Raw genomic sequence first — 10680 nt, 5'->3', positions numbered from 1 at the left:
GCCCGCGCTGTTTCACGTGAACAGGGTCACGAGGTCTTCTTCAGCGTGAAGTTGCCGGTCGTCGTCTCCCCCTTCTTGAGCTTCACGGTGGTGACCACCGGCTGGTAGCCGTCCTTGGCCACGATCACGGTGACCGGGTTGTTGCGGGTGTCGAACCACAGGCCGAAGGTGCCGTCCTTGGCGGTCCGCAGGGTGTAGCTCGTCGTCGAGGCCTTGATCTGGATGGTCGCCCCGGCCAGTGGCGCGGTGCCGCCCTTGTCGTCGGCGCCGAGCACGGTGCCGGCGTACTTGCCCCAGTCCTTCGGCGGGTTGACGTGCATCTTCACGTCGACCGGGACACCGGCGTACGGGGTGTCGGTCTGGACGGTCAGCGCCGCGGTGTAGTCGCCGGGCTGGGTGACCTCGGGGACCGTGGCGTCCAGGCCGACGGTGATCGTGGTGCTCTCCCCGGGCTGGAGTGTCACCTTGTCCTTGCTCGTGGACAGCCAGCTGACGTCCGAGGACTCACCGCCCTGGTCGTAGCCGGGCAGCACCTCGACGGTGGACACCGGCGGCGTCGAGCTGCCGCCGGGGTTGCCACCGACCTTGTAGAAACCGGAGGCAGCTCCCACACGGTAGACGCTGGTGTTGGCGTTGGGCAGGGCGGCCCAGCTGCCGGTGCCCGGGTCGAAGGCGTAGCCCTGGTTGGTGATGGCGGCGCTGTCGTTGACGACACCGCTGGAGACCAGCAGCTTGCCGTTGCCCACGCTGTACGCCGAACCCCACAGGTCGGCTGGCATGTCCGCGATGGGCGACCAGCTGTCGGCGCCCGGGTCGTAGACGTAGGCGTGCTTGGTCGAACTGGTGCCGCTGTTGCCACCGGCGCAGTAGAGCTTGCCGTCGATGCCGCCGCAGGACTGCCAGGAGATCGGCTCCGGGTAGGAGGCGATCTGGGACCAGCTGTCCGACGACGGGTCGTAGACCGTGGCGTCCGTGGTGCCACAGCTGTCGGTGCAGCCGCCGACGACGTACAGCTTGCCGCCGAGCACCGCGCTGCCCGAACCGGCGTACGGCTTGGGCGAGGACGCCTTGGTGGACCAGCTGTTCGACGCCGGGTCGTAGACCTCCAGCTTCGCGTCGGGGTCGCCGCTGGCACCCCAGCCGCCGACCACGTACAGCTTGCCGCCGATGAAGCCGTGGGCCGGGTGGCCCTCGCGGGTGTCTGCCGCGGAGGCCAGCTTGGTCCAGGAGCCACTGTCGGGGTCGTAGGCGTACAGCTCGTTGGTGTCCGCGCTGCCCGTGTAGCCGAAGGCGGAGTAGACCTTGCCGTCGTAGACGGCGACCGCGTTGTCCTGCACCGTGGTCGGCAGGTTGGCCACCGGCTGCCAGGCGTCACCGGCCGCGTTGGCCGCCGGAGCCGCATACGAGGTCTTGCCCTTGCTGAGGGCCAGCGGGGAGTAGTTGCCCTTCACCAGGTTGAGCGGCGCGCCGCCCTTGACCTGCTGGGTGAAGCCGCCCGGCTGCTCGCCCAGGGTGAGGCTGGCAGGCGCACCGCCGGTGTTCTTCACCGTCAGGTCCTGGGTGGCCTTCTTGCCCCAGTCGACCGTCTTGTCGATCGAGCCGGGGGTGAACGCCAGCTTGCCGGCCTTCAGGCTGAAGTTCGCCTTGTTGGTGCTGTCCGCCGCCACGTCCACCGACTTGTCCAGGTCGGCGTATTTCGACTTGGAGGCGGTGTAGGTGTGGCTGCCGGTCTTGGAGGTGAACATCCAGTAGAAGCCGCCGCCGAGCGCCGGGTCGTCCGGGGTGGCCGCGGTGATGGCCTTGTCCTGCGAGGCGTCGGTGTTGACGACAGTGGCGCCGACGACGCCGTCGTCGGTGTTGGCGTCCTTCACGGTACCGGCCACCAGGCCACCGTTGACAGGCTCGTAGGTCCGCTTGCCCACGAACACGTTGTCGAGTTCCCACCAGTAGCCGTAGCTGCCCGTGAAGTGGAACCGCAGCTGCACGCCGGGCTTCCCGGCGTAGTCGGTCAGCGGAAGCTCGACATGGGCAGGGCCGGTCAGGGTGGTGGTGCGGTTCCAGATGTTGGTCCAGGTCGCACCGCCGTCAGTGCTGACGTCGATGTTGCCGGTCTGGTTGGTGTAGCTCTTGTAGTCGGTGTCGAATTCCAGTTGCGGGCTGTCGTTGCCGGTCAGGTCGAGGACGGGCGTGATCAGCGAGCTGTCCTGCTTCTTGCCGCTGCCGATCTTGTCACTGTCGACCATGGCGAAGGCGCCGGAACCACCGGTCTTGTTACCCCGGTTACCGAAGTCGTCGAAGGACCAGCCGCCGGTGGTGCCGTCGGCGTTGACCACGCTCCAGCCCTCGGGGGCGCCGGCGGTGGAGTCGAAGGGCTGGGTCGGGCCGGACCGCTTGACCTGGTAACCGGGCGCCGTGGCCGCCTCGGCGTCCACCGGGACCGCGACGTTCACGGTCTGCGCCGCGTCACCCACGGTCACCTGCTTGGTGACTGCCTCGTAGCCGGGGTACACGGAGGTGAAGCGCAGGGTGTAGTCGGCGCCCTGCGGCAGGTCGACGCTGTACGCGCCGGTGTACGGGTCGGTGAAGACCGGGGCGCCGGGCACGTCATCGATGGTGATCTTCGTGTAGAGCGGCCAGCCGTGGCCGGAGCCGTCGGTCACCTTACCGGTCACGGTCTGCCGGGCCACCGCGTCCAGCGCGAAGTTCATCGTGACGGTGCCATCGTCGACGACGACGCCGTTGGCCTTCTTGGGCGCGTACCCGTAGGCGTACGCGGCCATTTTGTAGGTGTCAGGCGGCACCGTCAGGTTGTAGTGCCCCTGGGCGTCGGTGGTCGACCGGTAGATACCGGCTACGACGGAGGCGCCGGAAAGCGCCTTGCCTGAGCTGTCGGTGACGGCGCCGGAGATCTCACCGTGCGAGCCGACTTGGGTGGCGGCGGCACCGCCCCCGGGATGCGTCGCGGTGGCGACGGTGCCCGGAGCGGTTGCCTCAGCGCCGGTGGCAGCCTGGGCTGCGGGTAATCCCGCAGCCATGACTGCGACAGCCGCCGCGGTGAAAGCGGCCAGTCGCGCGGAGATCCTCCGCGCGGCCGGTCTGGAATGCCTCGAAGTGCGCAATGTGTGACTCCCATGCAGCTGAGCTGGGGTCGACCCGTGCGCTGGTTCTCGGTCGACAGCAGATGGATTCATCCGCCGGGACAACTAAACATCGTTGCCATGTTCTCGACAAGAAGGCCTCCTGGGTGGATGCACGACATACAATGGACCCGCCCATTGCGATGATCCATCAGCTACCGGTCACGCACCCTGGCGGTGCCGGTCCCGAATCGCTCAGCTCGTCAAAGTGCCCTGGTGGAAGTACATACGCCAGCCCACTTCCGTCAGACGCCACACGGAGCTCCGCCATGCCCGGCGCCCGCTGTGGTCGGCGAAGTACGTCAGATGAACGATGCCGGGAGCGAGTACGACCCCCGACATATCGCTGACCTCGACCGGAGCTTCGGGGGCCACCGAACCGTCACTCGTCACCGTGAGGATCGACGTCGCGTCCCAGCGCCGTCCCGACGCTCCGAACTCGAGGTACTCCGGGTCCAGGAGCTCCGAGACCAGGGCCGGCGAAGCACGCACGTCAGGGTCGAGAAGCCGCATCTCCGCGTCAATGGCCGCTTGAACGGCCCGCTCACTCTTGTCTGCCATGCACGGACCCTACGGATGTTCCTCGTCACGTCACAGCGAATAGTTCACGCAACGCAAGCAGCGACACGGGCGATGACGTCATCTCCCGTCGCCATATGGCTGGGTTGATCACCAACTGCCTCCGGTGTGCTGACCGTTCTCACCGAAGCCGGTCGCCATCTCGTCCAATCCGGTCGGGGTAGCGGCCCGAGGGGCATCCGCGCCCGGCCGTCACGCGGGCCGCTGTCCGGCCGGCCATTCCCCGGTGCGGGCGAACCGCTCGATCTCGGCCTCGTACGGTGTGGGGTCGAGGCCTCGCGCACGCACCCACGCCGTGTTGAGGTGGGTGTTCCGGTACGGATCAGCGGTGTCGCCGATGATGGTGACGATGCTGCCCTGCGTTCCCGCCTCGCGCATCCGTGCCACGAGGTGGCACGTCCCCCAGAGGTTGGTGCCGGTCGCCGGTCCGGCTTCGATCCCGGCAGTGGTGCGAAGCCACCGCAGGGCTGCAATGGACGCCGCGTCCGGTACCGGGATCATCAGGTCGATCACCGCCGGCAGGAAGCCGGGTTCGATGCGTGGGCGACCGATGCCAGGTATCCGCGAGGGCATCCCCGTGGTGTAGTCGGCACAGCCGCTCGCCCACGCGGGGAAGTAGGCGGAGTTCTCCGGGTCCACCACGGCCAGCCGGGTCGGATGACCGTGTCGCCGCAGGTGGCGCCCGACCGCTGCCGAGGTCGCCCCCGTTCCGGCACCGGTGACGATCCACTTCGGGATGGGGTGTGGCTCCCTGCTCAGTTGAACGAAGATCTCGTCGGCGATCGTCGGCTCACCCCATCCGGCCACCGCTCGCTCCGCGTCGGTGAAGTGGTCCAGGAAGTGGCCACCGAGCTGCTCGGCCAACGCCCTCGCCTCCCCCTGCACCGCGGCCGGCGGCTGCTCGCCCACCTGCCACCGGCCGCCCTCCCTCTCGATCCTGGCCAGGACGTCCATAGAGGTCTTCGCCGGTACGACGGCGGTGAACACCAGACCCAGCAGTCTCGCGAAGTGGGCTCCGGCGACGGCGACTGCCCCGCTCGTAGCCGCGATCACCGACGTATCCGCCCTGATGGCGCCGCTGGCTATCGCCTCACAGAACATGGCCCGCACCAGGCGGTACTTCATACTGCCGGTGGGATGCGCGGACTCGTCCTTGACGTAGATCTCGACGTCCCGGATTGCGGGTAGCGGGAGCGGACGCAGGGGCGTCGGTGTCAGACGTCGGCCGTCCGACTGTACCCGTCGGATCGCTTCGGCAGCCCACGAGTTGGGGTGATCCATGGCCATGACCGGACCCTACTGGAGGCTCGGCACCAGTCAGGTCGCCATGCCGGCGGTCATCATGGCGACGCACACCTGTCGCCGTGTCAGCTACCGTGCTTCGACTCTGCCGTATCGCTTGGGCGGCTGGATCGGATGAGACGGCGACCGGCTTCAGTGAGAACGGTCAGGTCCGTTGCCAATGAATCCAACCTCGGCCGCCCGCAGCAGCCTGCACGCCAACGTGATAGCCACCGAGTGCGCGTGGGATCAGTGCCCGGCGGCGTACGGCACGAAGCCCGCCCAAGCACCTGACGCGAAAGCGAGCCGGGCCCCCTGCAAGTTCTTGGAGTCACGGACGTGGACCGTACCGGGTGCGGACGCCACCTCAACGCAGTCGTTACCGTCGCCACTGCTGCTGTAACTGCTCTTGAACCACTCCAGCTCCGAGGCGTCCCTGGCAAAGGGCTTGTGGATCATGTCTCTCCCAGAACTTGCTCGATGAAGGCCAGCGACTCCCGTGGCGAAAGAGCCTGGGCCCGGATCATCCCATAGCGCAACCCAAGGATCCTGAGCTGCTTCGGGTCGGAGACCGGGCGTCCGCTGAACGCGCCCTCGGAACGCCCCACCGCACTGCCGTCGGGGAACTTCAGAACCTCGATCAGCCCGCCCGTCCCGGGATGCTCCTCGCGATGGGTCGGCATCACCTGGATCGCCACATTCCGCAACCGCCCTACTTCCAAGAGGCGTTCGAGTTGCCGACGCAACACCATTGTGCCTCCGACAGGACGGCGAAGCGTCACCTCTTCCTGGACAAAACTCAGCGACGGAAGGGGATTCCGGTCGAAAATGGATCGCCGGGCCATGCGAGCAGCCACCACGCGGTCCATCTCGTCCAACGTGTAGGCGGGAAGCCACGACGCGAACAGAGCCCGCATATGCTCCTCGGTCTGCAACAGGCCATTGATGTTGTGGTGGTGGTACGCCTCCAGCTCGACGACCTTGGCCTCCAACTTCGCCAGATCCCGCACCTTCTTCGGGTACCGGACCTCCGCCACATCCCGCTTCATCGCAGCGAGCTTCCCGCCCGCGCCCAGCACCTCGTCCGCCCTGTCCAGGAACTCCGGCCGAGGAATGCGCCGCCCGCCCTCCACCTTGTAGACCAGGTCCTCCCCGTACCCGATCGCAGCCCCGAACTCGCCGGCCCGCAGCCCCGCCGACTCCCGCCAGGCCTTGATCTGGCGGCCCACCGCAGCGACCACCGCCACCCCGGACTCGTCATCGGGATCGACGTCCCAGCCCGGCTCGTCCGCCCCGCCGTCGCCGCGCTCCGTACCGGTCTCATCCACGCTCATCCGTGCCCCACTTCCCACGTGCATGCGGTCTTTGCTCAACCCCTGGTGTCCCCAGCACGTCACCCCGGACAGCCGGGACAGCACTGGACAAGGCCGGGACAATCGCCGTACGTAAGCGGCTCGTCGCTATTCACGGTATGCGGGCGCGACCACGCTGAGTGACGTGACCCAAGAAATCACTCGAACCGAACGTTCCACTCCCACCCGGCAGTTCACGGTGCTGCTCTCCCCCACCCGCCGAGGTGCGCGGCTCGCCCGTCTGTTCGCCACGGCTCATCTCGGGGATTGGGGCTTCCCTCGGAGCCGGCCGCGCACATGCCGAGCCAGAGGACGGGCCGATGGGCTCCTGCTCGTCCTCGAGATGCGCGGTATCGCCGTTTCCGACGAGTTCCGAGAGAAGATCACGAGCTGCAACGACCCCCAACTCCTGCATCAGTGGCTCAATCGCGCCACCACCGCCGCCACTGCCGAGGGAGTCTTCGCCTGGGAGTGATCCAACCCCGGCCTCCCCGCCGCATACACACGTCCGGCCCCCGACGCACACATCGGGGGCCGGACGCCGGAGCAGCAACCGTTACGGCAGGTTCCGCGCCATGACGATGCGCTGGACCTGGTTCGTGCCTTCGTAGATCTGCGTGATCTTCGCGTCGCGCATCATCCGCTCCACCGGGTAGTCCCGGGTGTAGCCGTAGCCGCCGAGCAGCTGGACCGCGTCCGTGGTGATCTCCATCGCGACGTCGGAGGCGAAGCACTTGGCCGCGGCGCCGAAGAAGGTGAGGTCGCCGTCGAGGCGCTCGGACTTGGCGGCGGCCGAGTAGGTGAGCTGACGGGCCGCTTCCAGCTTCATGGCCATGTCGGCGAGCATGAACTGGACGCCCTGGAAGTCGCCGATCGGCTTGCCGAACTGCTTGCGCTCCTGCACGTAGCCCTTGGCGTAGTCGAGGGCGCCCTGGGCGATGCCGAGGGCCTGGGCCGCGATGGTGATGCGGGTGTGGTCCAGGGTCTTCATCGCGGTGGCGAAGCCGGTGCCCTCCTCGCCGATGATGCGGTCCGCGGGGATGCGGACGTTGTCGAAGTAGACCTCGCGGGTCGGGGAGCCCTTGATACCGAGCTTCTTCTCCGGGGCGCCGAAGGAGACGCCCTCGTCCGACTTCTCGACGACGAAGGCCGAGATGCCCTTGGAGCGCTTGGTCGGGTCGGTGACGGCCATGACCGTGTAGTACTCGGAGACGCCCGCGTTGGTGATCCAGCGCTTCACGCCGTTGAGGACCCAGAAGTCGCCGTCGCGCACGGCCCTGGTCTTCATGCCGGCCGCGTCGGAACCCGCGTCGGGCTCGGAGAGGCAGTACGAGAACATGCCGTCGCCCTTGGCGAGCGGGCCCAGGTACTTCTTCTTCAGGTCCTCGGAGCCGGACAGGATCACCGGGAGCGAGCCGAGCTTGTTCACGGCCGGGATGAGGGAGGAGGAGGCGCAGACGCGGGCCACCTCCTCGATCACGATGACCGTGGCGAGGGCGTCGGCGCCCGCGCCGCCGTACTCCTCCGGTACGTGCACCGCGTGCAGGTCCGCGGCGGTCAGGGCGTCCAGCGCCTCCTGCGGGAAGCGCGCCTCCTCGTCGACCGCTGCCGCGTGCGGGGCGATCTTCGCCTCGGCCAGCGCGCGCACCGTCTCCCGGAGCATCTCGTGCTCCTCGGCCGGACGGTACAGGTCGAAATCGGTCGAACCCGCCAAGACGCTCACTCCCCAAGATGCTAACTACCGTTAAGTAACCCAATTTTAGGGTCCGGTCCCCGAAATGGCCTATGCAATGCGCGCGTGAGCTTGGCGACAGGGGTGGGAGAAGCTGCTCAGGCAGCCGGAAACCGGGCCTTCGGGGGCACGACTATGCTCGTTCACCGCACGTCTGTCCGCATCTCTCAGGAGCACTACATGGCCCTCAGGATCACTGTGATCGGCACCGGCTACCTCGGCGCCACCCACGCCGCGGCCATGGCGGAACTGGGCTTCGAAGTGCTCGGCCTCGATGTCGTGCCCGAGAAGGTCCAGATGCTGAGCAGTGGCAGGGTCCCGATGTACGAGCCGGGCCTGGAGGATTTGCTGCGCAAGCACGTCGAGGGCATCGAGGGGTCCACGGGGCGGCTGCGGTTCACCACCTCGCCGGAAGAGGTGGCGGCGTTCGGCGACGTCCACTTCGTCTGCGTGAACACTCCGCAGAAGCACGGTGAGTACGCCTGTGACATGAGTTACGTCGACACCGCCTTCGAGTCGCTGGCGCCGCATCTGACCCGGCCCGCCCTGGTCGTCGGGAAGTCGACCGTGCCGGTCGGTTCGGCGGCCCGGCTCGCGGCGCGGCTGGCGGAGCTGGCACCGGCGGGCGCGGACGCGGAGCTGGCCTGGAACCCGGAGTTCCTGCGCGAGGGCTTCGCCGTCAAGGACACCCTGCACCCGGACCGGATCGTCGTCGGGGTGGCGAGCGAGCGGGCCGAGAAGCTGCTGCGCGAGGTGTACGCGGTACCGGTCGCCGAGGGGTCGCCGTTCGTGGTGACGGACTTCCCGACCGCCGAGCTGGTGAAGACCGCGGCCAATTCCTTCCTGGCCACGAAGATCTCTTTCATCAACGCCATGGCGGAGGTCTGCGAGGCCGCCGACGGCGATGTGAAGAAGCTGGCCGAGGCGATCGGGCACGACGACCGGATCGGGTCCAAGTTCCTGCGGGCCGGGATCGGCTTCGGCGGCGGCTGTCTGCCCAAGGACATCCGGGCCTTCATGGCACGCGCCGGTGAGCTGGGCGCGGACCAGGCACTGACCTTCCTCCGCGAGGTCGACTCCATCAACATGCGGCGCCGCGGCCACATGGTGGAGCTGGCCCGGGAGGCGGTGGGCGGCGATTCGTTCCTCGGCAAGCGGGTGGCGGTCCTGGGCGCCACGTTCAAGCCGGACTCGGACGACGTACGGGACTCGCCCGCGCTGAACGTGGCCGGGCAGATCCATCTCCAGGGCGGCCAGGTCACCGTCTTCGACCCGAAGGGCATGGACAACGCCCGTCGGCTCTTCCCCACCCTCGGTTACGCCGATTCGGCGCTGGACGCGGTGCGCGGCGCGGACGTGGTGCTGCACCTGACGGAGTGGCGGGAGTTCCGCGAACTGGACCCGGCGGCGCTCGGCGAGGTCACCTCCCGCCGGATCATCCTGGACGGCCGCAACGCGCTCGACAGCGAGTTGTGGCGCGGGGCCGGCTGGACGTACCGGGCCATGGGACGGCCGAAGGCCTGACAGCGCCCGGCCGTTCGCACCGTCAGCCGCGCTTCGCGCGGTAGGTGCGCATCTTGGCGCGGGCCCCGCACACCGACATGGAGCACCAGCGCCGGCGCCCAGCCGGGCTGCGGTCGTAGTACGCCCATTGACAGTCGTCGGCCTCGCACGCCTTGAGCCGGGCCCAGGTGCCATCGGCCGCCGCCGCGGCGATGGCGGCCGCGACGCGGGCGGTCAGCCCGGCCGGTTCGGCGACGGGCCGCAGTGCGGCGACGCCCGCCGCGTCCACGGTGACGCGCAGGGGCGCTCCGACGAGGAGCCGGTCGAGCGGGGGTGCCGCGGAACGGTCCGGCGGGCGGTGGCCGGCATGGGCGAGGCAGGCGGTACGGAGCGCCTCGCGCAGGACCCGGGCCTCCGGGACGTCCGGCTCGGCAAGGCCGAAGGCGGCGCGCCCGTCCGCCGTGTCGAGGGTGTCCGCGCCGGTCTCGATGTCCAGCGTGTTGACCAGGGCCTCGATCAGGGCGAGTGCGCCGGGCGCGGGTTCCTTCTCGCTCATGCCTGCGACCTCATGACTGCGACCTCACGATTGCGACCTCATGGTTGCGACCTCATGGTTGCGACGTTACTTCCTTTGCGGCAGCATGCAGTAACGGTTACCTGTTGAAGCCATTTAGAGGTAACCGACTGCATCCATCTGCCCGAGGAGGAATTGCCATGGCTGTCGCCACCCTGGGATCGGTCGTTCTGGACTGCCCCGACCCGGCCGCGCTCGCCGGTTTCTACGCAGGGCTGCTCGGCGGAGAGATCGTGCCCGGCGGGGAGGACTGGGTGGAGCTGACCGGCGTCGGGAGCACGCTCCTCGCGTTCCAGGCCGCGCCCGGTTACGTACCGCCGCGGTGGCCGAGTGCGGACGCACCGCAGCAGGTCCACCTGGATCTGACGGTGGCGGATCTGGACGCGGCGGAGAAGGAGGCGCTCGCCCTGGGCGCCACCGCCCTGGAGGCGGACGACCGGGAGCGGAGCTTCCGGGTGTACGCGGACCCGGCGGGGCACCCGTTCTGCCTCTGCGCCGGGTAGTGGACGACATGTGTGGGGG

Annotated in this window: 10 protein-coding genes; 3 read left to right on the top strand and 7 right to left on the bottom strand. The window is 68.5% G+C overall.

The features are described from left to right. Window positions 1-26: 26 nt before the first annotated feature. The 5 genes from ACFU8Q_RS33945 to ACFU8Q_RS33925 form a co-directional block, all read right to left on the bottom strand. A complete protein-coding gene (locus ACFU8Q_RS33945) occupies window positions 27-3035 on the bottom strand; it encodes a carboxypeptidase regulatory-like domain-containing protein (RefSeq protein WP_384461713.1) in 3009 nt (1002 codons plus the stop codon). Between the two features lie 297 nt (window positions 3036-3332). Continuing rightward, a complete protein-coding gene (locus tag ACFU8Q_RS33940) occupies window positions 3333-3698 on the bottom strand; it encodes a DUF4440 domain-containing protein (RefSeq protein WP_382904847.1) in 366 nt (121 codons plus the stop codon). A gap of 210 nt (window positions 3699-3908) precedes the next feature. Then, on the bottom strand, window positions 3909-5003 hold the full coding sequence (locus ACFU8Q_RS33935; protein WP_384461710.1) for a PLP-dependent cysteine synthase family protein: 1095 nt from the start codon (window positions 5001-5003) through the stop codon (window positions 3909-3911). A 243-nt stretch (window positions 5004-5246) separates the two neighbouring features. Further along, on the bottom strand, window positions 5247-5456 hold the full coding sequence (locus tag ACFU8Q_RS33930; protein ID WP_384461707.1) for a DUF397 domain-containing protein: 210 nt from the start codon (window positions 5454-5456) through the stop codon (window positions 5247-5249). Then, the gene (locus ACFU8Q_RS33925; RefSeq protein WP_384461716.1) at window positions 5453-6331 is read right to left on the bottom strand and encodes a helix-turn-helix domain-containing protein; all 879 of its coding nucleotides are present in this window, start codon (window positions 6329-6331) and stop codon (window positions 5453-5455) included. The genes ACFU8Q_RS33930 and ACFU8Q_RS33925 overlap by 4 nt, the downstream gene beginning before the upstream one ends. A gap of 163 nt (window positions 6332-6494) precedes the next feature. Here ACFU8Q_RS33925 and ACFU8Q_RS33920 point away from each other — a divergent pair, with 163 nt between their 5' ends. Continuing rightward, the gene (locus tag ACFU8Q_RS33920; protein ID WP_384461704.1) at window positions 6495-6824 is read left to right on the top strand and encodes a hypothetical protein; all 330 of its coding nucleotides are present in this window, start codon (window positions 6495-6497) and stop codon (window positions 6822-6824) included. An 81-nt stretch (window positions 6825-6905) separates the two neighbouring features. Here the strand turns inward: ACFU8Q_RS33920 and ACFU8Q_RS33915 are convergent, their stop codons facing one another. Beyond that, complete coding sequence (locus tag ACFU8Q_RS33915) at window positions 6906-8063, bottom strand: acyl-CoA dehydrogenase (RefSeq protein WP_266907697.1); 1158 nt, start codon at window positions 8061-8063, stop codon at window positions 6906-6908. A gap of 198 nt (window positions 8064-8261) precedes the next feature. Between ACFU8Q_RS33915 and ACFU8Q_RS33910 the strand changes: the two genes are divergently transcribed. Next, window positions 8262-9605: a UDP-glucose dehydrogenase family protein gene (locus tag ACFU8Q_RS33910; RefSeq protein WP_384461700.1), complete on the top strand. Its 1344-nt coding sequence runs from the start codon at window positions 8262-8264 to the stop codon at window positions 9603-9605. Between the two features lie 22 nt (window positions 9606-9627). Here ACFU8Q_RS33910 and ACFU8Q_RS33905 read toward each other — a convergent pair whose 3' ends face one another. Beyond that, window positions 9628-10140, bottom strand: coding sequence for a CGNR zinc finger domain-containing protein (locus ACFU8Q_RS33905; RefSeq protein ID WP_384461697.1), 513 nt, complete (start codon window positions 10138-10140; stop codon window positions 9628-9630). 158 nt (window positions 10141-10298) lie between these two features. On the opposite strand from ACFU8Q_RS33905, the gene ACFU8Q_RS33900 reads away from it, so the two are divergent. After that, entirely contained in the window at window positions 10299-10661 is a 363-nt protein-coding gene (locus tag ACFU8Q_RS33900) for a VOC family protein (RefSeq protein ID WP_384461694.1), read from the top strand. Window positions 10662-10680: the final 19 nt, after the last annotated feature.

This window comes from Streptomyces sp. NPDC057543 (assembly GCF_042801895.1).
GTDB lineage: Bacteria > Actinomycetota > Actinomycetes > Streptomycetales > Streptomycetaceae > Streptomyces.
Note: the sequence above shows the minus strand (reverse complement) of the source record. Positions and strands in the feature narration are given on the sequence as shown.

Excerpts from the sequence above, each read along its gene's own strand:
- ACFU8Q_RS33945 (WP_384461713.1), bottom strand. The coding sequence starts at position 3,035 with ATGGCTGCGGGATTACCCGCAGCCCAGGCTGCCACCGGCGCTGAGGCA.
- ACFU8Q_RS33940 (WP_382904847.1), bottom strand. The coding sequence starts at position 3,698 with ATGGCAGACAAGAGTGAGCGGGCCGTTCAAGCGGCCATTGACGCGGAG.
- ACFU8Q_RS33935 (WP_384461710.1), bottom strand. The coding sequence starts at position 5,003 with ATGGCCATGGATCACCCCAACTCGTGGGCTGCCGAAGCGATCCGACGG.
- ACFU8Q_RS33930 (WP_384461707.1), bottom strand. The coding sequence starts at position 5,456 with ATGATCCACAAGCCCTTTGCCAGGGACGCCTCGGAGCTGGAGTGGTTC.
- ACFU8Q_RS33925 (WP_384461716.1), bottom strand. The coding sequence starts at position 6,331 with ATGAGCGTGGATGAGACCGGTACGGAGCGCGGCGACGGCGGGGCGGAC.
- ACFU8Q_RS33910 (WP_384461700.1), top strand. The coding sequence starts at position 8,262 with ATGGCCCTCAGGATCACTGTGATCGGCACCGGCTACCTCGGCGCCACC.
- ACFU8Q_RS33905 (WP_384461697.1), bottom strand. The coding sequence starts at position 10,140 with ATGAGCGAGAAGGAACCCGCGCCCGGCGCACTCGCCCTGATCGAGGCC.
- ACFU8Q_RS33900 (WP_384461694.1), top strand. The coding sequence starts at position 10,299 with ATGGCTGTCGCCACCCTGGGATCGGTCGTTCTGGACTGCCCCGACCCG.